This window comes from Candidatus Nitrosopumilus salarius BD31 (genome assembly GCF_000242875.2).
Lineage (GTDB): Archaea > Thermoproteota > Nitrososphaeria > Nitrososphaerales > Nitrosopumilaceae > Nitrosopumilus > Nitrosopumilus salarius.
Genome location: NZ_AEXL02000090.1, coordinates 1 through 23,848 on the forward strand (window position 1 = coordinate 1; position 23,848 = coordinate 23,848).

Annotated in this window: 32 protein-coding genes, 1 tRNA gene and 1 pseudogene; 15 read left to right on the plus strand and 19 right to left on the minus strand. The window is 35.4% G+C overall.

The window, feature by feature from the left end; genetic code table 11:
• The 3 genes from BD31_RS09675 to BD31_RS10055 form a co-directional block, all read left to right on the plus strand.
• Positions 1-767, plus strand: a 767-nt coding sequence (locus BD31_RS09675) for a calcium-binding protein (RefSeq protein WP_162470457.1), incomplete at its 5' end; no start/stop codon positions are given.
• A 107-nt stretch (positions 768-874) separates the two neighbouring features.
• Positions 875-1,063 (plus strand): YlcI/YnfO family protein, encoded by a 189-nt coding sequence (locus BD31_RS04390; RefSeq protein WP_008299247.1) that lies wholly within the window; start codon positions 875-877, stop codon positions 1,061-1,063.
• 83 nt (positions 1,064-1,146) lie between these two features.
• A complete protein-coding gene (locus BD31_RS10055) occupies positions 1,147-1,293 on the plus strand; it encodes a hypothetical protein (RefSeq protein ID WP_158641225.1) in 147 nt (48 codons plus the stop codon).
• 101 nt (positions 1,294-1,394) lie between these two features.
• Here BD31_RS10055 and BD31_RS04400 read toward each other — a convergent pair whose 3' ends face one another.
• Positions 1,395-1,652, minus strand: a complete 258-nt coding sequence (locus BD31_RS04400; RefSeq protein WP_008299293.1) for a hypothetical protein — start codon at positions 1,650-1,652, stop codon at positions 1,395-1,397.
• 495 nt (positions 1,653-2,147) lie between these two features.
• Between BD31_RS04400 and BD31_RS04405 the strand changes: the two genes are divergently transcribed.
• Together BD31_RS04405 and BD31_RS04410 are read left to right on the plus strand one after the other, a co-directional pair.
• The gene (locus BD31_RS04405) at positions 2,148-2,381 is read left to right on the plus strand and encodes a hypothetical protein (RefSeq protein ID WP_048097447.1); all 234 of its coding nucleotides are present in this window, start codon (positions 2,148-2,150) and stop codon (positions 2,379-2,381) included.
• A gap of 21 nt (positions 2,382-2,402) precedes the next feature.
• Complete coding sequence (locus tag BD31_RS04410; RefSeq protein ID WP_158641226.1) at positions 2,403-2,639, plus strand: hypothetical protein; 237 nt, start codon at positions 2,403-2,405, stop codon at positions 2,637-2,639.
• 28 nt (positions 2,640-2,667) lie between these two features.
• Here the strand turns inward: BD31_RS04410 and BD31_RS04415 are convergent, their stop codons facing one another.
• Both BD31_RS04415 and BD31_RS04420 read right to left on the minus strand, forming a co-directional pair.
• Complete coding sequence (locus tag BD31_RS04415) at positions 2,668-2,991, minus strand: hypothetical protein (protein ID WP_008299508.1); 324 nt, start codon at positions 2,989-2,991, stop codon at positions 2,668-2,670.
• Positions 2,992-3,145: 154 nt separating this feature from the next.
• A complete protein-coding gene (locus BD31_RS04420; RefSeq protein ID WP_158641227.1) occupies positions 3,146-3,322 on the minus strand; it encodes a DUF1059 domain-containing protein in 177 nt (58 codons plus the stop codon).
• A gap of 135 nt (positions 3,323-3,457) precedes the next feature.
• Here BD31_RS04420 and BD31_RS04425 point away from each other — a divergent pair, with 135 nt between their 5' ends.
• On the plus strand, positions 3,458-3,889 hold the full coding sequence (locus tag BD31_RS04425) for a hypothetical protein (RefSeq protein ID WP_048097449.1): 432 nt from the start codon (positions 3,458-3,460) through the stop codon (positions 3,887-3,889).
• 204 nt (positions 3,890-4,093) lie between these two features.
• On the opposite strand, the gene BD31_RS04430 is transcribed toward BD31_RS04425, so the two are convergent.
• The gene (locus tag BD31_RS04430; protein WP_008299378.1) at positions 4,094-5,503 is read right to left on the minus strand and encodes a site-specific integrase; all 1,410 of its coding nucleotides are present in this window, start codon (positions 5,501-5,503) and stop codon (positions 4,094-4,096) included.
• A 45-nt stretch (positions 5,504-5,548) separates the two neighbouring features.
• A tRNA-Val gene (locus BD31_RS10060) sits at positions 5,549-5,646 on the minus strand.
• 97 nt (positions 5,647-5,743) lie between these two features.
• Here BD31_RS10060 and BD31_RS04435 point away from each other — a divergent pair.
• The gene (locus tag BD31_RS04435) at positions 5,744-5,992 is read left to right on the plus strand and encodes a hypothetical protein (protein WP_008299153.1); all 249 of its coding nucleotides are present in this window, start codon (positions 5,744-5,746) and stop codon (positions 5,990-5,992) included.
• 2 nt (positions 5,993-5,994) lie between these two features.
• Here the strand turns inward: BD31_RS04435 and BD31_RS09810 are convergent, their stop codons facing one another.
• From BD31_RS09810 to ileS, 6 genes are all read right to left on the minus strand, one after another.
• Entirely contained in the window at positions 5,995-6,162 is a 168-nt protein-coding gene (locus BD31_RS09810) for a 50S ribosomal protein L40e (protein WP_008299211.1), read from the minus strand.
• A 31-nt stretch (positions 6,163-6,193) separates the two neighbouring features.
• Complete coding sequence (locus BD31_RS04440) at positions 6,194-7,111, minus strand: succinate--CoA ligase subunit alpha (RefSeq protein ID WP_008299271.1); 918 nt, start codon at positions 7,109-7,111, stop codon at positions 6,194-6,196.
• The gene (locus tag BD31_RS04445) at positions 7,108-8,214 is read right to left on the minus strand and encodes a succinate--CoA ligase subunit beta (RefSeq protein ID WP_008299279.1); all 1,107 of its coding nucleotides are present in this window, start codon (positions 8,212-8,214) and stop codon (positions 7,108-7,110) included. The genes BD31_RS04440 and BD31_RS04445 overlap by 4 nt, the downstream gene beginning before the upstream one ends.
• Before the next feature lie 40 nt (positions 8,215-8,254).
• Positions 8,255-8,584: a hypothetical protein gene (locus BD31_RS04450; RefSeq protein ID WP_048097465.1), complete on the minus strand. Its 330-nt coding sequence runs from the start codon at positions 8,582-8,584 to the stop codon at positions 8,255-8,257.
• A gap of 116 nt (positions 8,585-8,700) precedes the next feature.
• Positions 8,701-9,285: a DNA protection during starvation protein gene (gene dps / locus BD31_RS04455; RefSeq protein ID WP_008299439.1), complete on the minus strand. Its 585-nt coding sequence runs from the start codon at positions 9,283-9,285 to the stop codon at positions 8,701-8,703.
• A gap of 52 nt (positions 9,286-9,337) precedes the next feature.
• Positions 9,338-12,535, minus strand: a complete 3,198-nt coding sequence (ileS, locus tag BD31_RS04460) for an isoleucine--tRNA ligase (protein WP_008299307.1) — start codon at positions 12,533-12,535, stop codon at positions 9,338-9,340.
• An 86-nt stretch (positions 12,536-12,621) separates the two neighbouring features.
• On the opposite strand from ileS, the gene purD reads away from it, so the two are divergent.
• Positions 12,622-13,884, plus strand: a complete 1,263-nt coding sequence (gene purD / locus BD31_RS04465; protein WP_008299477.1) for a phosphoribosylamine--glycine ligase — start codon at positions 12,622-12,624, stop codon at positions 13,882-13,884.
• Here purD and BD31_RS04470 read toward each other — a convergent pair.
• Both BD31_RS04470 and BD31_RS04475 read right to left on the minus strand, forming a co-directional pair.
• Positions 13,875-14,438, minus strand: a complete 564-nt coding sequence (locus tag BD31_RS04470; protein ID WP_008299369.1) for a 5-formyltetrahydrofolate cyclo-ligase — start codon at positions 14,436-14,438, stop codon at positions 13,875-13,877. The two genes, purD and BD31_RS04470, sit on opposite strands and share 10 nt — an antisense overlap.
• Positions 14,422-15,291, minus strand: coding sequence for a bifunctional 5,10-methylenetetrahydrofolate dehydrogenase/5,10-methenyltetrahydrofolate cyclohydrolase (locus BD31_RS04475; RefSeq protein ID WP_008299233.1), 870 nt, complete (start codon positions 15,289-15,291; stop codon positions 14,422-14,424). Before BD31_RS04475 ends, BD31_RS04470 begins: the two co-directional genes overlap by 17 nt.
• A gap of 92 nt (positions 15,292-15,383) precedes the next feature.
• On the opposite strand from BD31_RS04475, the gene BD31_RS04480 reads away from it, so the two are divergent.
• Both BD31_RS04480 and BD31_RS04485 read left to right on the plus strand, forming a co-directional pair.
• The gene (locus tag BD31_RS04480) at positions 15,384-15,668 is read left to right on the plus strand and encodes an antibiotic biosynthesis monooxygenase family protein (protein WP_048097466.1); all 285 of its coding nucleotides are present in this window, start codon (positions 15,384-15,386) and stop codon (positions 15,666-15,668) included.
• Between the two features lies 1 nt (position 15,669).
• Positions 15,670-15,990, plus strand: coding sequence for a cupin domain-containing protein (locus BD31_RS04485; protein ID WP_008299415.1), 321 nt, complete (start codon positions 15,670-15,672; stop codon positions 15,988-15,990).
• Here BD31_RS04485 and purN read toward each other — a convergent pair.
• Positions 15,987-16,603, minus strand: a pseudogene (gene purN, locus BD31_RS04490) (phosphoribosylglycinamide formyltransferase). The gene BD31_RS04485 and the pseudogene purN sit on opposite strands and share 4 nt — an antisense overlap.
• A gap of 76 nt (positions 16,604-16,679) precedes the next feature.
• Between purN and BD31_RS04495 the strand changes: the two are divergent.
• Positions 16,680-17,642: an MBL fold metallo-hydrolase gene (locus BD31_RS04495; protein WP_008299152.1), complete on the plus strand. Its 963-nt coding sequence runs from the start codon at positions 16,680-16,682 to the stop codon at positions 17,640-17,642.
• A gap of 80 nt (positions 17,643-17,722) precedes the next feature.
• Here the strand turns inward: BD31_RS04495 and BD31_RS10720 are convergent, their stop codons facing one another.
• Together BD31_RS10720 and BD31_RS04505 are read right to left on the minus strand one after the other, a co-directional pair.
• Positions 17,723-17,872 (minus strand): hypothetical protein, encoded by a 150-nt coding sequence (locus BD31_RS10720; protein ID WP_008299353.1) that lies wholly within the window; start codon positions 17,870-17,872, stop codon positions 17,723-17,725.
• 379 nt (positions 17,873-18,251) lie between these two features.
• Positions 18,252-19,529 (minus strand): glycerate kinase type-2 family protein, encoded by a 1,278-nt coding sequence (locus BD31_RS04505; protein WP_048097467.1) that lies wholly within the window; start codon positions 19,527-19,529, stop codon positions 18,252-18,254.
• A 52-nt stretch (positions 19,530-19,581) separates the two neighbouring features.
• Here BD31_RS04505 and BD31_RS04510 point away from each other — a divergent pair, with 52 nt between their 5' ends.
• The 3 genes from BD31_RS04510 (at position 19,582) to BD31_RS04520 (ending at position 22,016) form a co-directional block, all read left to right on the plus strand.
• On the plus strand, positions 19,582-20,526 hold the full coding sequence (locus BD31_RS04510; protein WP_008299420.1) for an iron-containing alcohol dehydrogenase: 945 nt from the start codon (positions 19,582-19,584) through the stop codon (positions 20,524-20,526).
• Between the two features lie 92 nt (positions 20,527-20,618).
• Complete coding sequence (locus tag BD31_RS04515) at positions 20,619-21,725, plus strand: LLM class flavin-dependent oxidoreductase (protein WP_008299212.1); 1,107 nt, start codon at positions 20,619-20,621, stop codon at positions 21,723-21,725.
• A gap of 60 nt (positions 21,726-21,785) precedes the next feature.
• The gene (locus BD31_RS04520; protein WP_008299522.1) at positions 21,786-22,016 is read left to right on the plus strand and encodes a hypothetical protein; all 231 of its coding nucleotides are present in this window, start codon (positions 21,786-21,788) and stop codon (positions 22,014-22,016) included.
• On the opposite strand, the gene BD31_RS04525 is transcribed toward BD31_RS04520, so the two are convergent.
• Together BD31_RS04525 and BD31_RS04530 are read right to left on the minus strand one after the other, a co-directional pair.
• Positions 22,011-22,430 (minus strand): hypothetical protein, encoded by a 420-nt coding sequence (locus BD31_RS04525; protein ID WP_008299223.1) that lies wholly within the window; start codon positions 22,428-22,430, stop codon positions 22,011-22,013. The genes BD31_RS04520 and BD31_RS04525 overlap by 6 nt on opposite strands.
• A 207-nt stretch (positions 22,431-22,637) precedes the next feature.
• Positions 22,638-22,862 (minus strand): hypothetical protein, encoded by a 225-nt coding sequence (locus tag BD31_RS04530; RefSeq protein WP_008299355.1) that lies wholly within the window; start codon positions 22,860-22,862, stop codon positions 22,638-22,640.
• Between the two features lie 76 nt (positions 22,863-22,938).
• Between BD31_RS04530 and BD31_RS04535 the strand changes: the two genes are divergently transcribed.
• Positions 22,939-23,571, plus strand: a complete 633-nt coding sequence (locus tag BD31_RS04535) for a pyridoxamine 5'-phosphate oxidase family protein (RefSeq protein ID WP_008299147.1) — start codon at positions 22,939-22,941, stop codon at positions 23,569-23,571.
• Between the two features lie 41 nt (positions 23,572-23,612).
• On the opposite strand, the gene BD31_RS11015 is transcribed toward BD31_RS04535, so the two are convergent.
• Positions 23,613-23,735, minus strand: a complete 123-nt coding sequence (locus BD31_RS11015; RefSeq protein WP_008299521.1) for a hypothetical protein — start codon at positions 23,733-23,735, stop codon at positions 23,613-23,615.
• Positions 23,736-23,848: the final 113 nt, after the last annotated feature.

The window sequence follows — 23,848 nt, forward strand, 5'->3', positions numbered from 1 at the left end:
CAACTGGTGCCACAGGAGCAACTGGTGCCACAGGAGCAACTGGTGCCACAGGAGCAACTGGTGCCACAGGAGCAACTGGTGCCACAGGAGCAACTGGTGCCACAGGAGCAACTGGTGCCACAGGAGCAACTGGTGCCACAGGAGCAACTGGTCCTGTGCTTTTCTGTGGACTTCCAATCACTGATTATTCTAGTGTTATTATAGGTACAAATGGCAATGATAATTTGGTCGGTACCAATTCAATTGATTTGATTCTTGGACTTGATGGTGATGATATTATTGAGGGCAAAAACGGAAATGATTGTTTAATTGGCGGTTCCGGCAATGATACTATCTTTGGTCAACGTGGTTCTGATACAATTTTTGGAAATGATGGTGATGATATTATTGATGGGGGGAGACAGACTGATACTATAGATGGCGGTTCCGGCAATGATACCATTTTTGGTGATCGTGGCAATGATCTAATTTTTGGTGGTGGTGATGATGATGTGATATTTGGCCAAAAAGGAAATGATACTATCTTTGGCGGTTCCGGCAATGATACTATTTCCGGCAATGATGGATCTGATATTTTGTACGGGGATTCCGGCAATGATACTATTTCTGGTGATGCAGGTTCTGATGTTATATTTGGACTTGATGGTGATGATCTACTTTTTGGTGGACCTAATGCTGATACTATAGATGGTGGATTTGATGTAGATGTTTGTATAGGTAATGGTGGGCCTGATACTCTTACTTTTTGTGAAATTAGTATTCCATAATTCTTAACATGTATTATTTTTAATAATTATTTTTAAGACAAATCTCTTACGTTCCGCACCTTTGATGGTGTTTAAAACCCAAAACAGCCGTATACTGCTGTAAACAAATGTCTAGAACTGTTTCTGCCCGTATTCCGACAAAACTGCACGAAGAACTAAGGGAACGATGCAATCTTGTCGGGGAATCTATCAATGATTTTGTAACTGCTTGCATTGAAGTGGGTCTGCACAATTCATGTGAGTTTGATTTTGGTGATGAATTGATAGATGAAAATGACGAAAAAAAGACAACTTAAAATCTATTGCTAATTTGGGTGCTGTTACCTTGGTGGTTGATATTTCTTCATGTTACCTCTCGGTTGGTGGTCTCTGCCTATCATTGGCTACAATCATAGCGTTACTTTGTATTCCATTTGGTTTTGCTGGTGGTGTACTTTTTTCAATTTCATTTCTTATTCCAAATAAATCTCAAAATACCAATAACACCAAAAACGGCAAAAATGATAGAAGTAATTACAATGACTAACCCAAATTCTTTATCTTGCATGTAAACTGCAAGAAGTATCAAACAATATCCTACCACGATAAACGTAATACCCGATAAGATGAAATTGATTATTTCCTTCATCATGAGTTTTGTAAATATGTATAATATGAAAACATAAGATACAGGATCAGGCCAAATACTATTCCAATAATTATGGCTATTTTTTTATCCAATTTCTTTTTAGCTAGTTTGTAAATACCATATCCAATACCGCCAAAAATTAGCAAAGAAGCTCCTAGTTCGCTCATTATAGTCGGATACATAAACAATAAACCAAAAAAGGCAACAATCCCAGCACCTACCAAATACATTACAATAATTCTATTCTTTCTTTCCACAGACTACTTTTCACAAAAGAAGAAAGTAATAACTCTGATCACTTCCTCCACAACCTGAAAAAAGGTCAAATGTCAGATAGTGTACGATAAAGTGTCAGATTACAGGCGTGAATTTCAAATTTTAAAATGTTTAAAAATTTAAATGCTGTGAGTCACCAACTTGGAATAGGTAAAGACTACTGAGGAAGTATGGATCTCGTAGATCTTTATTTTCCCATTTTGAACTAAGAAATCATTTAAACTTCTCAGTAGTCGTCAACTGTTTGTTTTGTTAATATAAAAACATATGATTGAATTTTATTAAATTTCGAATTTTATATAGAAGTATTATTTTTTTCAAAATACAAATTTTAAAAAATAAAACTATCACTTTGATTATTGTTGCAAACTTGTAAACACATTCAAGCACTTGCATTAGTTTTTCTTTGCGTTCTGAATCAGGGTTTTGGCGGTACCGTACCTTAATTTTTTAATTAGTATGAAATTACTATAATATTGAATAGACCTTTAGTATTGATAATTACAATAGGTTTCATATCGTTTGGTATTTTTGGAGTGTTTTCAAATGTTGGTTTTATTGTTGATGGTTATGAAAAACCCGAAGAAATTATTGGAATCGGTTGGGATTATTTGTACGGGATATTTCTAAGCGGTGTATTAATTGTAGCAGGTAGTGTTGCAATATTTTATCAAATTAGAATGTGGAAAGCAAACAAGTATCTAAAATAGTTCTTTTAAGCCAGTATGAAATTGTTACAATATCAAATGAAAAAAAATACTACATGGACAGTGTTGATCATATTAACAGTATTCATAGTTGTGGGGATAGTGGGGGAATTTTTCATGATTGATAATATTGCTCATATTTGGAATAGAGAGATAGACAATAGATACCACGTTGCATGGACATTTGTAGGCGTAGTATCGTTTCCAGTATTAACAGTGATTGGAATATCAGGTATGTACCGTTATCAAATAAAAAAATAAAGATGCTGTTGCCTCTCAGGGCATGAATTCAGTTAGTTTTAGGATCTTGAAACGGATGATCAATATCAGTATGATTTGATAAAAGTTGACCGCATCTAGAACATCTTTTTTCTGTATCCTTATCACTTATCGGACGTTTTGGATATTCAATATATCTCGGACGAAATATGCTTGGTGATTTGTATTTAGGGCAGGTACATTTTTTGCATAACCCTCTACCTTCTTGGGATGTGCTGTGGTATTTACCAACAAGTTCATAGCCTATCATATGATTTGGTTCAAATTCTTGTTCCCATAAATGATCTTTTTTAAAATGACTGCATGTGCATTTTTTATCATCGCTTACAGTCACGAATTTTCTATCAGAGTTTTCCACTTATCTTTTCCCTTTATCTCAATCCCACAAGCTTCAGCTGGAGTTCTATTGTCTAAAGCCATGTGAGGACGGACATAATTGTGATAAATCTGTGATGCTCTTTGATTCATGGAGCATAAAAAAGGATGAATTATGCCTCTTGAATCTTTGATTTGACTTTCTGGATAATTTCGTCTGGAATATCAGTCATATTATGTTCGTTTTTTGCATGTTCTGATATCTTTTGAAATAATTCATTTTCATCATTTGCAGTAGTAGACCATGCACAACCAGTGACAACATCCCCACAAGCGAATTTTTTTGTCATAACTGAAATTATCATTAGATGTTTTTATGATTATCTACTTGCAGTGTTGTTACCTTGGTGGTTGATTGATTGACCTGTTACCCTTCGGTTGATGGGAAGTGTTTTCTTTTACTATGAAATTAAGAAAACATGCGTATGCTATCCAAAATTCTAATCATTTTTGGATTGATTGTTCTAAGTTTATCCATCATCTTTGGAGTTCTTTTCATTTCTGAAAACAAAATTCGAATTGGTGTCAATGAACCAACTTATGAGTTGGATCCAAATCAAAAAGACATACTTCCTATTTTACCTACAACTAGGGCAGGGATCCCAGAATATGTTGAATTACTAAGAGAGGCAAAAGAAACAAAAGATATTTCAATTTGTCAAACTCTTCCAGACCCTCAAAAGAGATACAATGTTTTTGATTATGTAGAAAATACTCCGACTAAAGAACAATGGATTGTTTATTGTAAAACTCTAGTGAATGATAATCCATCACAATGTGATACAATTCCTATTGAACACACAAACCCAAAACTGCATTATGAATGTAAATCTGTTTTTGGAATATTGGGCAAGTAAATCTTCAACCAACCAAATACATTTCACCCCTAGTTTGGCTAGTTTCTTTATTTTCTCTTTTTGTTCTGGATTATCGTTATCCATTTGATATCTCCTTGATTTCAATACCGCAGGCTTCGGTGGGGGTTTTTCCGTCTAATGCCACACAATTACGCATAAAATTATGGTCAATTTGACATGGTTGATAATTACATGGAATTTCAATTATTTATCGGCAACAGATACTCTTGTTTTAGATATGCTATCTAAAAATTCCTCCAACTCCCCATGATTTTCTCTGAGGTAGTGTTCTAGAAAACCGTCTATGTCTATTGTGTTTGAATCTATTTTTGCCATTTGAAGTGCATCTGCCTTGTCAGGATTTTCTTCTGCCCACTGGATTAGTCTCTGCTTCATAGCTTCTGTCATCTTATTTTTGGCATCTATTCGTTTTACTTCAAATTTTAGCATGTCAATCTCTCTTTGCTGTCTTTCTAGTTTCTCAATTTTTTCAGTCTTCTTTTTGTTTTCATGTCTTAGGCGTTTCTCATTTGATATCGTAAGGTTTGGGATTGCATTGAGATATTCTTCTGCAAGCTCCAAAGTGTGGGTCTTGAAATAATTCCTGTCCAGTTTTATCAATCCAGTATGTCCCATCATGAACTCTTTTTTGATCAATGATCCTAGTGGTGAATCCCTTGATAGTGATTCCTTGCATGTCTTGTTCCAGAATCTTCTAAATCCGTTCATAATTGGAACCTCGTATCTTTTTCCCTTGATTGATTCTCTCAACCCTGCTCTCTTGATGACTCTCTCTACTCTTCTTTTGACCCCTGTTGTGGTAATTCTTCTAAGCAGAGTTCCCTCTTTTTTGAAGATTGGGTCTTCGGGTTTTGGCACTCTTCCAACTTCTCTAGTCCAGTCTGATTTGTAATCTATTAGAGCATCATATGCCTCTGGCGTGATAAATGCAGGGTATCCTTCGTTTGTTCCTTGGTAAATTCTAATCATTGCACATGCTACGCTTGCATTCTCTTCTTCGGATTCTGTAATGTCAAACTTTAGCTGGTCATCTACATGATATACTGGCGTCAAGTCCTGCCAGTTCAAATCAAATCCTCCTGCCCTGATTCCTGAACTTGCACTGAGTAGGATTATTGCCCTGTCGATGGAACCGTTGGTGAATTTTAACATCTTTTGGATTTCATCTCTACTCCATCCTCTAGAGTCTGAAACGTTGTTTTGCTCTGGAAATGTTGCATAAACCCTGTTCCAAGAAATCACTACACCTGACATGTCAAAGAGTTTCTTGATTGGCTTGAAGTAATTGTCAACTGAGCTTGGGTTGAGATATTCAGAGTTTTCTTTTGGTAGTTTGGTTCTCTCTTTGAGTTTGATTGACAAATTGATTAACAGATCACGAATCCAATCGGGATCTTCTTTTGCAAGTTTAACAAACTGGTTTACTCTGTCTTCAAAATCCCCTTCAAAGAGATCTTCAAAAATATTGCACAATACTTGGCGTAGGGTTCTGGTGTATTTCTCTCGGGTCTCTTTGGCTTTGATGCCTTGGTGGAATAACTCTAGGGGGCTTTCCTCGCCAATCCTCTGAAATTCTTCTTTTGTTATCTTCATTTTCTAATTACTCATGTGGGTGGAACCATAAAAGCACCATGAGAGTGGTGGACCGAATGGGATTTGAACCCACGACCTTTGCGGGAAATATTTTCCTTACGCAGTGTGAGTGCGTCATCCAAACCAAACTAGACGACCGGTCCAACAAATCTACTAAAAGACGCGTTTTTTTACCTTTAGGTTGAATGAATATATTGTAATTACCTTGACCTTTTCTACTGATTTTGAAAATAATCAATCATGTCTTTACAAGAATTTGATTCTGTAATGGATAGAATGAAGTTGGCTTTTGAATATGCATATAATCTTGGTCAATATGTGGAGGCAGTCAAAGTGCTCTATCAAATAAACGATCAATTGCCTGATGAAATTCAGCTGAATTTTGAAGAACTAGATAATCCTGAGATGGCAAAATCATTTATCATTAAATATGAATCAGAATTAAAATCAGCAATTGTAGATTATAGGCAAAGATTAATGAATTTTTAATTTTATTTCTTGACGCCTAGGTTTCTGTTCTTTAGTCTCAGGTATGGGTTTCTGCATTTTCTGCATCTTGATGCCCCGATATCGTTTCTACATCCACATTTAAAACAGATTCTCATTACAAGACGTGCTTGTTGTGCAATTCGTTTCTTTTCTGGGTCTGTAATGGGCATTTAACTGTCTCCTGAATCTCTCTCTTTTATTTTAATCGGATTTTTCCATCTTTCCTGCTAGTAATACTGGTACTTCTGCAGGTCTTTTTGCTACAGGAATGTTTGCCTTGTTAAACATTGATACTTTGGATTCTGCAGAACCATAAGTTCCCATGACAATTGCTCCTGCATGACCCATTCTCTTTTCTTTGGGTGCTGCCCTTCCTGCAATGTATGCGACTGTTGGTTTCTTAAATCCGCTATCAATAATTTTTTGTGCAAGCATCTCTTCAGAATCTCCACCGATTTCACCCACAATTACTAATCCTTCCAAATCTGAAATGTCTTTAACCATATCAAATGCGTCAATCAGCCTTGTTCCGTTAATTGGGTCTCCTCCAATTCCGATTGTAATTGATTGTCCAAATCCTGAATTAGTTAACGCATCTGAGATTTCATAAAGTAATGTTCCACTCTTTGATAGTACTGCAATCTTTCCAGCCTTAAATGGCATGGCAGGCATAATTCCAATTTTGATTAATTCTGGAATCATAATTCCAGGAGTGTTTGGTCCGATAATTACTGCCCCTTTCTGATTTGCAAGATCTAGTGCTTCCATTGTATCTCTGATTGGAACATGTTCTGGAATTGCAACGAGTAGCTTGATTCCTGATTCCAGTGCTTCTTTTGCTGCGCCCAGAAAGAATTTTGCTGGAACAAAAACAATTGAAATTTTTGCACCCGTTGCATCTACAGCCTCTTGCATTGTATTGTAAATTGGAACTTTATCTTCAAATTTCTGACCTCCTTTACCTGGGGTGACTCCTGCAACAACATTCGTTCCGTATGTTATCATGTTGTGAGCATGTAGTGAACCATATGCTCCTGTGATTCCTTGAACGATTACTCCTTTTTTCTTGTAATCTAAATCCTCAGGCTTTCCTTTTAGTAGTCCAAAAATATCCGTCATTTCTTTATCCCCATAACTGCTGCATTAATTGCCTCTTCTACTGAAGTGAAAATTTTAGTTCTAGATCCTTCGAGCATCTCTTTAGCTTTTTCTGATTCTGTTCCTTTCAGTCTTGCAAAAACTGGCAAGTCAATTAAATTATCTTCATATGCTTTGAGAAATGCTTCAGCTACTACTGTTGTCTTAACAATTCCGCCATAGAGATTTACTAAAATTCCTTTTACTCTCCTAATTCTACTGATCAAAGTCAATGCTTCATACACTGATTCTGTAGTTGCACCGCCACCAACATCCAAGAAACATGCTGGCTTGCCTCCGTTATCTGATAGCATGTCTAATGTAGACATTACAAGTCCTGCACCATTTCCAACAACTGCAATATCGCCATCTAGCTCAACTAATGAAAATCCACTCTTCTCTGCTTGCTCTTCGATCTCTGTCTTTTCTTGATATTTTTGTAACTCTGGATGTCTAAAATTACTATTGTCATCTGTTACAAATTTTCCATCCAGTGCCATAATTGTGTCGTCTTGCATAATTGCAAGTGGATTAATTTCTGCAAGTTCTGCTTCTTTTTCAATCGTAAGTCTTGATAATTTTTTTAATGTGTCTACAAATCCGTCAGCAGTCTTTCCTTCCAATCCAATCTCTTTTGCAACCTCTTTTGCAAGTTCATCTGAGACATCGCCTAATCCTACCTCTTTGATTACTTGGTTTTTCACTGATTCAATTTCAACTCCGCCTTCAGCTGATGCGATAATTGTATAACACCTTTTTGAGCGGTTCAAAAATAGTGACAGATACAGCTCTTTTTTGATGTCTGCCATCTTTTCAAGTAAGATTGCCCTTGCCTTTTCACCTTTGATTGTTAAATCCATCACTTGGGGATACTTTAGCTCAAATTCATCGTCATTTTGGCATTTCTGAATACCTCCAGCCTTTCCTCTGCCTCCTACTGGAACTTGGATTTTTATTACAAATGGGTATCCTAACTCTTTTGCATGCTTTCTACCCTCTTCGATATTTGTAGAAGATATGCTGTCAAGCAAGTTAATGCCATATTCTCGGAACAATTCTTTTGCCTGAAACTCGAGTAACTGCATGCAAAAATCTTGAATTTTACGGTCTTTATTAACTATGATGTTATCTTAACTGCTCATCGAGAAAATCTACCATTTCTAAAAATCTGTCTTTACTTTTTCTCAATAGTTCTTGGGGATATTCCTCAATTGTAAATACAAATTGTTGGTGAAAACTTGGAACAAGAATTCCCCCTGATGTTACCATCTGCTCAATGACATATCCTTTGGTAAGTGTACATACAATTTCTTCATATGATTCATCTTCCTCTTCAAGAGTTTGCCTGTACAAAACAATTGGCTTGTTTGTTCTTGCAACAATGTTTGATCCCTTCTCTAACAGATCTGATAAATGCTGTATCTGCCATGCATCCAAACTGATCTGTTTTACCACAAATTCTTTACGCATTTTTTCTATTTAACCATAATAAAACAACGCATATTCACAACTTGTCGTCAATAAAGTCACACTAGTTATGAATCTAAAAGAAATAAAATGATGATTGGCAATCATGCCATATCTAGTGCTCTAGAGTGTTTTCTTGTGTGTGGTCTTTCACCAGAATACTTTCTTCTCATGTGTCCTGATGGTCTTCCGTAGATTAACTCTAAGAACCAAGACTCATGTTCAATCTCTTCAGCTAGGATATCTTTTGCAATATCGTATGTGGCAGGATCTTTTCCTAATGTCATCTGGCAAATTTTGTTCCAGTTGACAATTGCACCCTGCTCTGCTTTGAGACATTTCTCTAGAATTGCTTTATGGTCTGTTGGATTTGCTGGAAGTTGTAGGAATTCACAACCAGAAATTTTGATAAATTCTGTTGCATCATTTGGAAGAGCCCCACCTAATTGGTAGATTCTTTCAAGACATGATTCAAAGTGGCTAAGATCTTCTAGTCTTGCATCTTCAATAATCCCTTTCAACCCTTCTCCTTCCATGCCTGTACAATGTGCTCTGAGGTTGGTAAAGTAATAGTATGCAGTAAATTCAACTGCTGCATTCTTGATCAGCTCCTTTAACAACTCATCCACATCTAGGCCGTTTTGTTTTAGAACGTTAATTCCAACAACATTTGGGTTTGATTCGGACATTTGATTTTGTGATTAGTAATTGTAATAAAAATATTGCATTGAATTCCAAAATTTATTCTACGGATATTCTGATTTTCTGACCGTCAATATCATCATCCTTGTATTCCTTACATGAGTCTTCAAAATTTACCTGTTTCACTCTGACCAAAAATGCCAGTTCTTCTGTTCTTTCTTTCATCATTTCTAATGACTCTTCGTCTAAATCCAAAATTGATGCCACACCTAAAACATCGGTAGGGTTGTATCCTCTCTCTTTTCTCAATGTTTGCAGTCTTCTTGCAACATCTTTTACCAACCCTTTTGCCATCATCTCCCTGTTTCTTGCAGTGGAGATCAATACAATGTAGTTGTCTCTTTTTGACGCTGCAAAGTTTTCATCTGCATCAAAGTCTAGGATAAAATCTTCGTTGTCTAGTGAAATTGTTTCGCCATCTATGTTAAAATCATATTTTCCATCTTTTTGTAATGATGATATAACTTCATCAGGATTTGTTTCATTAAATGTGGAAACTAGTTTTCCCATGTGCTGTTTTGCTTTTGGTCCTATTTTTTTTCTTTCAAGTTCAATTTTAGCTTTGATTGGTAATCCCAGTTGTTTTAATTCCAAAATTTGTTCTAACCCTGATTCTTTTTCTGTTTCGAAGATACTGAATTTTTCTACATTTAATTGGGATTGCAATAAATCTGACAGTGATTCCAGTTTAGCTTTCTTTCCTTTTTCTACACAAATTCGTGCTTCGTTTAGTGGCCATCTTCTCTTTAGCTTTCCTTTCATTCTTGCAGCAGCTGATATTGAAATAATGTCTTTCATAATGTCAAATGATTCTTCAATTTTTTCATTTACAAGAGATTCTTGGGATTGAGGCCACTTGTCAAGTAGGATGCTTTGCTTTCCATCAAATACTGCTTGATACAAATACTCACTAGTAAATGGACAGAAAGGATGAATCAAAATATCTAAAGTTTTGAGAACACTGCTAAGCACTGCATAAATTGCCAGACGTCTGTTCTTCTTTTCTTCATCCTCATCCCATAACTCTCCTCTTGTAATTGGAATGTAAATCTGGCTTAGATTGTTAATTATGAAATCATCTATTGCCTTTGCACCTTCATGGAATTTGCATGTCTCATTTTTTTCTGTAATTTTTTGAATGAGTTTTTGGAGTTTTGATAAAAGCCAAATGTCTGGCGATGTTAATAAATTGCCTTGCTTTGCCCATTCAATTGTGTTTGTTGAATCAAAATTATCATACTGACTATTTTGTTTAAAGTATAGATGAAGATTGAATAGTGTGTTAATTACTTGATATGGTCTTGACATTAACTCCTCGGTGCTGAAACTAAGTGGTTCTATTGGACTTGCTTTCCACATAAAGTAGAATCTAATCAAATCTACGGGATATTTTTCTAGTAATTCTTCACCATCCAATACATTTCCATGACTCTTGCTCATCTTTCCTCCCTTTTCATCCAGAACATGTCCTTGGAACAAAAATGCCTTGTATGGTGGAGTCGCAGCATTGTTCAAAATTACATTTTCAATCAGTAATGTGTACGCCCACCCTCTAGTTTGATCAATCCCTTCAGTGAAAAATGGTGCTGGAATCTCCCTTGAGTATTCCTCATCAGTCAAAGATGAATAAGGTGCAGATCCGCTATTGTGCCAAGTGTCTAAAACATATTCTTCTCTTTTTGTTTTTACACTGTTACATTTTTTGCACTTTACTGTGATGTTATCAATCCATGGTCTGTGTAATTCAAAGTCTGGACCGTCCGGTAACTGGTCTGCAGCTTTTACAATTTCCTCTCTGGTAAAGAACCAATTCTTCTCACCACAGTCTTCACAATTCCAGACAGGTAAAGGACAACCCCAAATTCTTTCTCTAGAAATACACCATGGATGTCTTTCTTTGATTATTCCAAGAAATCTATTTTTTGGCTGCTCAAAAAAGTATTCTACACTCTCTGCAGCTTCTATTGCTTTGTTGTCTAGTCTGTCTAATTTGTAAAACCATCCTCTTCTTGCAAGCCATACTATTGGGTGGTGTGATCTCCAGCAAAGCGGATACTTGTGTTTTATTTTTCCAATCTTCACTAATGCCTTACACTCTTTTAGATCTTCAACTATTATTCTGTCTGCATCTCTTACAAACATCCCTTGATACTTTCCAGCCTTTGTTGTGAATTTCACTTCGTCATCTATGGGGCTAAAAATTTTCACATTTCTTTTATTTGCAATCTTGATATCTTCTTCACCGTTTGCAGGTGAGAGGTGAACCAGGCCACTTCCTGTACTTGCATCAACAAATGTTTCAGATACTGCAACATGATAATTCTCCAACTTTGAGCATTCGTTTAGTTCTGGAATTAGATTCAATAAAGGATGGATGTATTTTTTTCCTTCAAACTCTGATCCTTTCAAAATCTTTTCAATTTTGTAATCTTCAATCTTCAACTCTGTCATTAATTCTTCTAGTCTAGTTTTGCCCACTACCCATGTTTCATCTTCCACTTTGACATGTGCATAGTCTTCTTCAGGTTGTAGCCCAACCATTGCATCTGTAACTAGTGTGAATGGCATTGTAGTCCATACAATCAAAAATGCATCTTCATCTACTAATTTTACTTTATAGTACAGAGAAGGATCCTTTACTTCTTCATATCCTTGATTTACTTCTGCATGACTAAGTGATGTCTGACAGCTTGGACAATATGCAATTACCGTAAAGTCTTCTTCTAAAATCCCATTCTCATGTGCTTTTTTTAATATCTGCCATTCTCTCTCAATAAATTCATCTCTAAATGTCCAGTATGCTTTTTTATGATTAAATGACATGCCAAGTAATTCATCAACCTTGACCCATGACTTGTTGAATTTTTCTACAACTTTTTTACATTCCGAAACAATTCTTTCTACTCCAAATTGTTTGATTGCCTCAGTTTTTCCACCAGTAACTCCTAACTCTTTTTCCACTTGAAGTTCTACTGGCAGTCCCTGAGTATCCCAACCTCCGTTGAACTCTATCTTTTTTCCTTGGAGTGTGTTGTATCTATACCACAAATCTTTGATGACTCTTCCTCTTAGGTGACCCGCATGTGGAACTCCATTCATTGTAGGTGGGCCTTCGATAAATCTGATCTTTTCAGGTTTATCTGATGCAAAAATCTGTTTTTCTAAATCAAAAGATTTTATGTATTCCTTTATTTGGGATTCTATTTCCTTTGCATCAAATTTAGTAGAAAGTTCCATCTGGATTTTGATATATGGGTGGCATTATAAAGCTAAATTGATTCTGCAAGATTTGGATTATATAATTGGTAAAAAGATAATTCCTATTGGTAAACATCCTGATAATCGGTTCCGGTGGACGCGAACATGCATTATCCTGGAAATTATCTCAAAGTGAAAAGGTTGAAACCATTTTCACTGCACCTGGCAATGGTGGGACTCCAAACAATGTTCCAATCAATGTTGATGATTTAGATGGTTTAGTAGATTTTGCTAAAAAAAATAATTGTTTTACCGTAGTAGGTCCTGAAGCTCCATTGGCTGCAGGAATTGTCAATAAATTTAATGATCATAATCTCAAAATTTTTGGCCCCACTCAACAAGCAGCACAGCTTGAATCCAGTAAAATTTGGGCAAAGAACTTCATGAAACGCAACAATATTCCTACTTCTAGGTTTGAAATATTTGATGATGCTAAGAAAGCCCAAAAATATGTAGAATCTCTTGATTACAATGTGGTTGTAAAGGCTGATGGCCTTGCCGCTGGAAAGGGTGTGATCGTTTGTAGTAGTGATGATGAGGCAAAATCTGCAATTGAGACAATTTTGATAAAAAAGACATTTGGTGATGCAGGAAATCGAATTATCATTGAAGAGAGAATTGATGGAATTGAGGCATCTTACATTGCACTCTCTGACGGTGATGTTGCACTACCTATGGCAACAAGTCAAGATCATAAGAGAATTTTTGATGGTGATAAAGGCCCTAACACTGGTGGTATGGGTGCCTACTCCACCACTCCTATTATTGATGATTCACTTGCAAAAAAAATCCAAGAGGAAATCATTGATAAAACTATTCATGCGATGAAAAATGAGGGAATTCTATTCAAGGGATTCTTGTATGCTGGAATAATGATTCGTGATAACGAACCATTTGTTTTAGAGTATAATGTTAGAATGGGTGATCCTGAATGTCAACCAATTACAATGAGGATGGATTTTGATTTGTATGATTACTTTGAAGCAAGTGTTGGCGGTAAACTATCCTCAATGCCTACGCCAACTTGGAAAAAGCAATCCGCAGTATGTGTTGTTTTGGCATCTAAAGGATATCCAGAATCGTATCCTAGCAATGAGGAAATATCTGGATTTGATTCTATCTCAAATGATGTGTGTGTATTTCATGCAGGTACAAAAAAGACTGATGGAAAAATACTCTCAAATGGTGGACGTGTTTTGGGCGTAACTGCGTTAGGCGCTTCATTAGAAGATGCAATTTCAAACGTATATGCTGCAGTTGAGAAGATATCTTGGCCTCACAAATACTGCAGACAAGATATTGGTCAAAAAGGACTATCTTACTTCTGAGTTTGAAAAATTCTATCTTCTGTTGCAATCCAGTCTATAATTATGTCGTGCTCTAATTTTGGAATGTTTTTTATGATCTGTTTTTCCAATGTTAGAGATATTGTTACAGTTTTGTTTTCTGCTAGAAATTTATCGTAAAATCCATACCCGTATCCTAATCTGACACCACTTTGTGAAATTCCTACAGTTGGAACTAAAATTACATCCAGATTATTGTCTACTGGGCAATCATCTTTTGGCTCCATGATGTCAAAATTCCCTTTTTCTAGGCTTGAAAAGTCTTCTATTTTTCTAAACTCCATTTTGTCTCCAATCACTTTTGGCAAAAAGACATCCTTCCCCTCACTGATTAATTCTTGAATAATATCCTGTGTCATTATTTCACTTCCTATTGGATAGTAGGCTCCAATTTTTTGTGCATTTTTAAATGCATACACTTTTCTTAATTTTTTCTGAATTTTATCACTTGCAATTTTCATTAGATCAAAAGATGTGTTATCTCTTTTATCTAAAAGAAAATTTCTAAGTGATTTTCTTTCAGGACTGCCTTCCAATTTTACTGCTCAATGATGCTGCTGTAACTGTATTCTTTAATAGCATTGCAACTGTCATGGGTCCAACTCCTCCAGGAACCGGCGTTGCAAATGATGCTTTCTGAATAATCTGATCAAAATCTGAATCTCCTACCAATTTTTCATTGAATCGAGATATTGCAACATCGATGACTATTGCGCCTTCTTTTATCATGTCCGGAGTTAGAGTGAACTTACTTCTGTCTCCAACTGCTGTGATGATAATGTCTGCAGATTGACATATCTCTTTCAAGTTTTTAGTTTTAGAATGGCATGTCAAAACGGTCGCATTTTTTTCAAGCAATAAATGATATAGTGGCTTTCCTACAAGATTACTTCTGTTAATCAATACGATATTCTTTCCTTCCAAATCAATTTCGTGATAATCAAACATTTCCATTACTCCTGATGGTGTGCATGCAACTAGAACTGCTTTTTTCATTGCAAGTAACCCAGCATTATGTGGGGTAAGGCCATCAACATCTTTAATTGGTGAAATTCTTGATATGGTGGAAAACTCATCTAACTGTTTTGGCAGAGGTAGTTGAATTAAAATTCCGTGAACTGAACTATCCGAATTCAAATCATCAATAATTTTGTTTAATTCTGGTTGAGTGATATTTGCATCAAGTTTGTGATCTTTGGTTAGAATCCCTACCTCCTCACATGATTTGTGCTTATTTCTGACATACGTTGCTGATGCTGGATTGTCTCCGATTAGGACTGTGGCCAAACACGGGTTGATGCCTTGAGATTTGAGTTCATCTACTGCTTTTTTGACTCTTTCTTTGACTGACTTTGCAATAACTATACCGTCAATCCTAATTCCAGTCATAGGATATTTTTGATTTATAGATATTTAATTCTTGGAGTTCTTTGATGAAAATCTTAGAAAAGAAATTAAATGGTGTTTTTTCTAGTCATGGTATGTTTGTAATGATGGCAGATGTGCAACTCAAAGAAGGTGCAGAAGAAGATTTTAAAAGTTGGTTCTCTGAATCAAACAAAGTTTTGTCAAGTTTTCCTGGTTTTGTCTCTAGACGATTTCTAAAATCTAACGATGGAAGTTATAGAATAATTGTAGAACATGAAAGTAAAGAGACTTTTATCAAAATGCACCAAAGTCCTGAACATGAAAAACTTCATCCAAAAGGACATTCATTCATGAGTGCAGATCCTGTAAGAAAAACATTCACTGTAGCTGCTGAATAGATTGAAGCTTGAATTCAATCTGGATGATTATGTTGAAAAAATAAAAAATGGAAATTCATTTTTTCATACTTTTATCAATAGAGATAGTTTAGCTGCAGGCGTTTTGGTGCTTCAGCCAGGTGAAGAAGATACGCAAGAGCCTCATGAAAGCGATGAGGTTTATTATGTAATTTCAGGTAACGGTTATTTGAAAATCAAAGATAAAGACTATGCAGTATCTACAGGGAAACTATTTTTTGTTGCAAAAGATGTTGAGCATTTTTTTCACGGCAATACTGCAGAACTCAAAGTTTTGTATTTCTTTGGCGGTCCTGATTCTTAACTAATTATTGTTCGTCTACCCAAAACCTTTATCTTTTTTCTAGCAAACAAGTTCACTGCTTTTGGATAAATTTTATGTTCCTCTTTTAGAATTCTTTTCGATAATGATTCTTCTGTGTCATTTTCTTTAACTTTTACAACTGCTTGAATGATTACTGGCCCTGAATCCATTCCTGCATCTACAAAATGAACTGTACATCCTGAATATTTTGCACCGTACTCTAGTGCTTGTTTTTGAGAATCAAGTCCTGGAAATGCAGGTAATAATGCCGGATGAATGTTGATAATTCTATTTTTATATTTTTTTACAAATTCTGGGCTAATAATTCTCATAAATCCTGCAAGGCAAACAAGTCCGTTTTTTGGTGTGACGCCGTATTTTGATAGCATCCTCATAATTTTTTTGTCATACTCTGCCCTGCTTCCTGTGAATCCTTTACTTTCAACTACTTCTATGTTGACTCCGAGCTTTTTTGCAATTTCTAGTCCTTTTGCATCATACTTGTTTGAGATTACAACTGCTGGTTTAATTGGGATCTTATTTTTTTAATTGATTTTAGAATGGACTCCATGTTGCTTCCACGACCTGAGATTAAAATTCCTAAATTTAGCAACTAGTCAATACTAGATCAAACCTGCAATTTATATCAAATCCAACTGGTCTCATCTTCATTGCCAAGACAAGTTAGGATGACTAAAAATGGAATCCTTTGTGAAATTAATGATAAACGTGTCTACTTAGATCCCAAAAACTCAGATGTCAGGGGAATCAATTTTGTCTCTCATGCACACTCTGATCATCTTCCTTCGAAAAATGGAGGAACGATACTCTCTTCGATTGAAACAAACGAAATAGCTAATCTTCGTGGATTTAAGATGGAAAATCATGTGGAGTCACTAGATGATTTTTCATTAATTGACAGTGGTCATATTCTTGGCGCAAAAGGACTTCTCTTTGATGATATTTTTTACACTGGGGATATCTGTACTCGAGATCGTGGATTTCTAAAAGGTGCAAAAATCCCCCAATGCAAAACTTTGATCACTGAATGTACATTTGGTCTGCCTGAATTTGTTTTTCCTAAACTTGAAGAAACACTACAACAAGTCAACGAATTAATCTCCGAACTTTATGGCAAGGGCATCCCTGTAATATTGATGGGGTATCAATTAGGTAAAGCCCAAACTATCACTCAATTATTTGGTCATTGGGGTCCTCTTTATTTCCATGATTCTGTAAAAGATATGAATTCACTTCACCAGAAATTTGGTGTACTTCTCAATAATGGTATAGGTCATTCAGAAGCTGTAGAGAAGGGGTTGCTTGAGAAAAAACCTTGGATAATGGTTGCACCGATGCTATCTGCCAAAAACAAATTTGTTCAAGAAATGAAATCAAAATACGGTGCAGTGACAATTGGATTTAGTGGCTGGGCCCAATCATCACGGTTCTCATTTGGGCGAAGAACTGACTATTCAATCCCAATGAGCGACCACTGTGATTACAATGAACTCCTCGATATGGTGATAAAATCAGGAGCAGAACAAGTTTACACTATTCATGGTTTTGTGGATGAATTTGCACACGATTTGAGAAAACTAGGGATTAGTGCTCAACCCTTACTTGAAAATTCTTTAGATGATTTTACTTAGAAAATCCACTACACTCACAATCAGAAGATAGACATGTTCCTGTATTTCTTATATGATCATGTGAGAAATGTTTACACTTTTCATTTTTTACAAATTCTTCTTTGTGCTTCTTTTTGTACTACTGCCTGTGCAATTGAATTTGCCTTATCCTTAGAATATCCTTTTTTGTCCATGTAGAAATGAACGATTCGGTTGTATAACAAATCAGGGTTGAATTGTTTTTCTAACAATATTGTCTCTTCTCGTTTCCTCTTCTAAAACTTGATCCTTCATGGCAATTACATTTACAAGATTCATCCTCACAAAACCCTTTCTCATTTTTTGACATATTCTTTATAGGTGATTCTGATATTTGAAGCCCCTCCGTCATCTAGTAATCATTTGTTTAGTTTAAACCAATTTTTTGAATATTTTTTTCAGATTTTTGATGTTATTGAATGCCAATTGTCTATATGCTTAAGTTTGCATACCTACAAATCTTTTAGTGGTATAATTGGATAAAGAGTGGCTTCGAGTCAAAAGTGGAAGAAGTAAGGGGTGCAAAGACTGTCTTGCTCATAGATGTATTCCTAACAGTTGCAGATGTGAATGTCATACATGATACTTGATTTATCTTAGAATGACACCTATATCCATTAGATTTGTATGTGTAAAGTTTGTCACAATGTTTCCTTTTTGTTTTTGAAAGAATCTTCCTGAATCGCTATTTTTAAGAAACTCTTTCATTATGTCCAAATCTATTTTGATGTTCTCTGTAATTGCTCCTGCAAATACTGAATTCCCATCTATGCCATCAGTTCCTATTGATGCAATTACCATCGGTTTTGATCTCCTTGAATTTTTTAGCATTCTTAAAACCAACTCTTGATTTCTTCCACCCATTCCTTTGCCAAGAACTTTGACTGTTGTCTCTCCGCCAAAAATTAAACAAGTTTTTTCACTCTCTGAAATTTTTTCAAGAATTTCTTTCACTGCATCTTTTAGATCTCCAAAAATCTGCATTATGTCTACTGTGTATCCTATTTGTTCAGCTGTTTTTTTCATAGCTTCTAAACAATCACTGTTATTTGCAATAATGAAATTTTCAATCTTTGATTTTTTTGAACTTTCCAATTTTTCATTCTTTGCTCCTTTTTCTAATACTTGTAAAACCTCTATTGGTATTTTCCATTTTAGTTTGTATTTATCTAAAATTTCTAGAGCATCCGCATATGTTGTGTCATCCATGTATGTTGTACCTGATGCAATAGATGATAGATCATCTCCTTCCACATCTGACATTACCAAGCTAATCCCATCACATTTCATGTTTTCCACTAATTTGCCCCCTTTGATCTTTGAGAGATGTTTTCTAATGCAATTGAATTCTTGAATTGTTGCTCCTGATTTTAACAGGACATTTGTAACATGAATTTTGTCATCTAATGTGATATTGTCTGGCATTGCAAGAAGCGATGAACCTCCTCCTGATACAAGAAAAATAATTAATTCATCTCCTCGCTTATTTTGAACAAACTTCATTACTTCCTTTGCTGCCTTCACACTTGTTTGGTCTGGCTTGGGATGCCTTGAATTAAAAATCTGAAATTTCTTCCCCTTGATTATTGATTTGGAACCTTTGGGAATTACAACTATTCCACTTTTTATTGGAATAATCGCATTAAGTGCTCTAGTCATCGAGTCTCCTGCTTTTCCAAATGCTACAGAGTAAATATTGGAATATTTGCTGATGTCGAATACTTTGTCATTGATTTTGATTTGAGTAGGTGTGACATATTTTGGAATGATGTTTTCTGGATTTGCTGCTTGAAGACCTGCTTCTAAAATTTGAAGACACTCTTTTTTCTTGTCCGTTGTTGCCAATTCATTAAAATTTTGTATAATCACGCTGTACATCAGTAATGCAAGATATAATAATAATCAATGACGGCTTTCATTCATGAATACAGTACGCATTCCAAAAGTTATCAACTTTGGAGAAAATGCACTTGGTGAAACAGAGTATCCAAAAAATGCCCTTGTTGTCACAACCGTTCCACCAGCACTCTCTGATAAATGGTTGGCAAAAATGGGAATCCAGGATTACATGTTGTATGATCAAGTAAAACCTGAACCATCAATTGACGATGTCAATACTGTAATTTCACAATTCAAAGACAAAAACCCATCTGTTCTAATCGGATTGGGTGGTGGAAGTTCTATGGATGTAGTAAAATATGCTGCACCAGAGATGAAAAAAGAAAAAATCTTAATTCCAACAACATTTGGAACTGGAGCTGAAATGACAACTTATTGTGTTCTAAAATTTGATGGTAAAAAGAAACTGTTACGTGAAGACAGATTTTTAGCTGACATGGCAGTAGTCGATTCATACTTTATGGACGGCACTCCTGAACAAGTCATCAAAAATTCTGTTTGTGATGCATGTGCTCAAGCTACTGAAGGCTATGATAGCAAACTCGGTAATGACTTGACAAGAACTCTATGTAAACAAGCATTTGAGATTCTCTATGATGCAATTATGAATGACAAACCAGAAAACTATCCATATGGTTCTATGTTATCTGGTATGGGATTTGGAAACTGCTCTACGACTCTAGGACATGCTTTGTCCTACGTGTTCTCAAATGAAGGTGTACCTCATGGATATTCTCTATCCTCTTGTACTACTGTTGCACACAAGCATAACAAGTCAATCTTTTATGATAGATTCAAAGAAGCTATGGACAAACTCGGTTTTGACAAGTTAGACCTCAAAGCTGATGTCTCAGAAGCTGCAGATACTGTAATGACTGATAGAGGTCACTTGGATCCAAATCCAATCCCAATATCAAAAGAAGACGTCATTAAATGTCTTGAAGATATCAAAGCAGGTAATTTGTAAAAAATTCAATTTTTTTACCTTTTTTCATTTTTCTTGATAAACTGCGAAATTGGCAGCTTGGTTAAACTTTTTATTCTAATACTCTGACCTAGATGTACTTGACTCAAAATAAACTGAAATTTGGTATACAAAATGGACTAAATGTTGCAAGAGCCGGTTATACTGAAGATCAAATTCTAACAGCTTGTATGCTTGCTGATAAAACCGGATATGATTCCATTTTCTATATGGATCACACAAATGTCCCACAATGGAAAAATGCAACCGTGTTGGACCCATGGGTCATGCTATCTGCAATTGCTGCAGTTACAAATAATGTCGAGTTGGGTACTTGTGTTACTGATGCAATTAGGCGACATCCATCTAACATTGCACTAGCTGCAATTACTCTTGATAGAATTTCAAAAGGTAGAGCGATACTTGGGATTGGAGCAGGTGAAGCACAAAACCTAAAAGAATTCTGTATCCCATTTGAAAAACCTGTTTCAAAATGGGAAGAACAAATTGAAGTTATTCATACATTATATGATTCAACTCCTGATAACACTGTAGATTACACAGGAAAATATTATCAACTTGAAGGAGCATGTTTGCAAGCTCCTCCAATTAGAAAACCACGTCCTCCAACTTACATGGCATCTGGTGGTAAGAGAACACTTGAATTAACTGGAAAACTCGGTGATGGATGGTTACCAATTGGATATACGCCTGAACTCTTTGAAGATCATGCTGGTCAAATCAATGCATCCATGGATAAACACAATAGAACTCAAGAAGAAAAAGACAACTTCCAATATGCGCTTGACATTGATGTGTATTTTTCAGAAGATGCAGAAGAGTCATGGGCAAAAATGAAAGAGGCTGTAAAAGTTAGTTTGTTCAAGCCTGAAGTTTTGAGAGTTCACGGATTAAAAGAGATTGAAGGATTTGACTTTGTAAAATACTTTACAGAATATTCAATGTCTGATCAAAGTTGGATTGTAAAGATGAGAGAGGCTGCAACAAAAATCCCTGACAAAGTAGCACGTTCATCTACTGCCGTTGGAACTCCAGAGGATATCATTCCAACCTTTGAGAGATTCATGGATGCAGGTGTGAATCACTTTGTAATTAGATTCTGGGGCAAGAACTACTTTGGCTCTATTGATAAATTTGCAAGCCATGTAATGCCTGTATTAAGAGAAAAAGCCAAACATTAAGGGCGTTTTATGATATAACATACAGCAAATCATTTACTTTACTTGTTTCTATGATGTGTGATGGATGACGACCTTCCAGAATCTGTAAGAAAATGCCTTGATATTTTAGATGAAAATGTCGAAATCTTGGCAGATCTTGAGTTTAATTTGGATGATGAAAAGGAAGATGAATTGACTCCAAACATGGAACTTCACAATCTGTATGATATGACTGAAGATGTTGCACAATCCGCAAAAATCAAACGTGCTGAATCGAATCTTGCCCGAAGGCAGTCTGAAGATTCTTTATGATTTGTGCGGTCTTTTGTTTTTAGCTCTTGTAAACGCCTTGACTTTGCGTTTGTTTCTCTGTTTTTCTATTCTTTTTCTTGTACGTTCTGTTGCGTTTGTTGCCCCCTGAATAATCTTAGTTTTACTCCCATCTCTGAGCATGATCTCTTTTCCTTTGAATCTAAATTCTATGTCTCTACATTTGACATAGTATTTTGATAGACAAAAAAATATTCTATTGTTTGTCCCGTGCATATCTTTGACTTCTTTTGATTTTTTTAATTCGTTGAGAATATTTCGCAAAATGCCTTTCTCTATATCTGTAATCCTATGTAATTCTCTAAACCAGATGAATCTTGAATCCGCACCCCATTCTTCTAGAGTTTTTAGAACTTTTAGTGTAGCCTCTTCATACCCTTCATCAATTACATTCATTGTTTATCTTGAATTGATCCTAAATTTAGCAATTTACATTGATGAATAATTTGAATGAAAAAAGTCAAGTTTTTGAAATGCTGACTTCTTTTGATTATTTTAGTAACTAGTAATCATGGATGTGGAATTAAATGAATACTCTAAACTCGAATGCAGGATTTTAGAGATATCTGCACTTGCTAAAGAACTGGATGAGGTAGATTGAGTTTACCTCTTTGATTTTTTCTTTAATTCCTTTATTCTTGATTTCGTTACCTTGACTGACTGCTTTTGATTATTTTCCATCTTGTTTGCCAGTGAATCTATCTGTTTGACTATTTTTGATTGTAATTCTGGAGATTTTGTTTTTAGAAGTTTATCTTTTAATTTCTTTAATTGATTTGAATATGTATCAAAGTCATCTTTTAGTTCATCAAGATATGGATCTCTCACAATAATTTTTCGTATGTCTGGTATTTTAGGGATTTCAATGATCTGGATTTATAATATTATTTCTCTACATTAATTCATGCAGCTAGTTGGGATACTACAGATTAGATCATATGAAAAAATAAAAGAATTTCTCAATGAAGAACATGTTGGACGTGTAGCAAGCATTGATTCAAATGGATTTCCACAAATAATTCCAATGAATTTTGTGTTCCTAGATGACGCAATTTACATGCACTCTCATGTTAGAGGTGAAAAATTAGATAATATTTCTCGAAATAACAAGGTAGGCTTTGAGGCTGACAGGGAATTGGAATTCCTCCCTTCGTATTTTGAAGATCCTCATAATGCATCTCTTGCAGATACATTATACATCAGTGTTGTAATTAAGGGAATTGCATCATTTGTATCTGATAGGGAAGAAAAAACACTTGCACTAAATGGACTGATGGAAAAATATCAACCTGAAGGAAACTATGATCCAATTCAATCTGATATGCGGGTTTTGGATGCAGTCAGTATAATTAAGATCGTTCCTCAAACACTTCATGGAAAATACAAGATAGGACAACATCTCAAATCTGAAGATAAGGTGAAACTAGCACAAAATATCTTGAAAAGAAATTCCTCTACTGCAGAGCAGACTCTGAAAATTATGGGTTTTGAGATTGTTGATGGTGGTCTTAAAATGGTTGATGAACCTATGTGGTGACAAATTAATTTATTCCAAATTCAATTAAACAATTCCGTTAATCACATTTGGACTCTGTTCTTTCTGGTTTGATCCCTGAGTTTTTTGAGAAATTCGTCTGTCTTGAGCTTTAATTCAATCATTACTTCTTGTTCTGTTTCTCTTAATTCCTTTTCAGGATCCATCTCTTTCAATCTGACGTTCTTTCACAAAAAAACAATTTAAGCACCTCTTTGTTTTCCCAATTTTGAGAATATGTTGACCTGTAGTTTTAATCAAACAAGCGTTAGCTATAAGT

Coding starts and splice junctions, on each gene's coding strand:
- BD31_RS04390 (WP_008299247.1), top strand. CDS start 875: ATGTCTAGAACTGTTTCTGCCCGTATTCCGACAAAACTGCACGAAGAA.
- BD31_RS04420 (WP_158641227.1), bottom strand. CDS start 3,322: ATGACAAAAAAATTCGCTTGTGGGGATGTTGTCACTGGTTGTGCATGG.
- BD31_RS04425 (WP_048097449.1), top strand. CDS start 3,458: ATGCTATCCAAAATTCTAATCATTTTTGGATTGATTGTTCTAAGTTTA.
- BD31_RS04430 (WP_008299378.1), bottom strand. CDS start 5,503: ATGAAGATAACAAAAGAAGAATTTCAGAGGATTGGCGAGGAAAGCCCC.
- BD31_RS04435 (WP_008299153.1), top strand. CDS start 5,744: ATGTCTTTACAAGAATTTGATTCTGTAATGGATAGAATGAAGTTGGCT.
- BD31_RS09810 (WP_008299211.1), bottom strand. CDS start 6,162: ATGCCCATTACAGACCCAGAAAAGAAACGAATTGCACAACAAGCACGT.
- BD31_RS04440 (WP_008299271.1), bottom strand. CDS start 7,111: ATGACGGATATTTTTGGACTACTAAAAGGAAAGCCTGAGGATTTAGAT.
- BD31_RS04445 (WP_008299279.1), bottom strand. CDS start 8,214: ATGCAGTTACTCGAGTTTCAGGCAAAAGAATTGTTCCGAGAATATGGC.
- dps (WP_008299439.1), bottom strand. CDS start 9,285: ATGTCCGAATCAAACCCAAATGTTGTTGGAATTAACGTTCTAAAACAA.
- ileS (WP_008299307.1), bottom strand. CDS start 12,535: ATGGAACTTTCTACTAAATTTGATGCAAAGGAAATAGAATCCCAAATA.
- BD31_RS04475 (WP_008299233.1), bottom strand. CDS start 15,291: ATGACTGGAATTAGGATTGACGGTATAGTTATTGCAAAGTCAGTCAAA.
- BD31_RS04480 (WP_048097466.1), top strand. CDS start 15,384: ATGTTTGTAATGATGGCAGATGTGCAACTCAAAGAAGGTGCAGAAGAA.
- BD31_RS04495 (WP_008299152.1), top strand. CDS start 16,680: ATGACTAAAAATGGAATCCTTTGTGAAATTAATGATAAACGTGTCTAC.
- BD31_RS04510 (WP_008299420.1), top strand. CDS start 19,582: ATGAATACAGTACGCATTCCAAAAGTTATCAACTTTGGAGAAAATGCA.
- BD31_RS04515 (WP_008299212.1), top strand. CDS start 20,619: ATGTACTTGACTCAAAATAAACTGAAATTTGGTATACAAAATGGACTA.
- BD31_RS04520 (WP_008299522.1), top strand. CDS start 21,786: ATGGATGACGACCTTCCAGAATCTGTAAGAAAATGCCTTGATATTTTA.
- BD31_RS04525 (WP_008299223.1), bottom strand. CDS start 22,430: ATGAATGTAATTGATGAAGGGTATGAAGAGGCTACACTAAAAGTTCTA.
- BD31_RS04535 (WP_008299147.1), top strand. CDS start 22,939: ATGCAGCTAGTTGGGATACTACAGATTAGATCATATGAAAAAATAAAA.
- BD31_RS11015 (WP_008299521.1), bottom strand. CDS start 23,735: ATGGATCCTGAAAAGGAATTAAGAGAAACAGAACAAGAAGTAATGATT.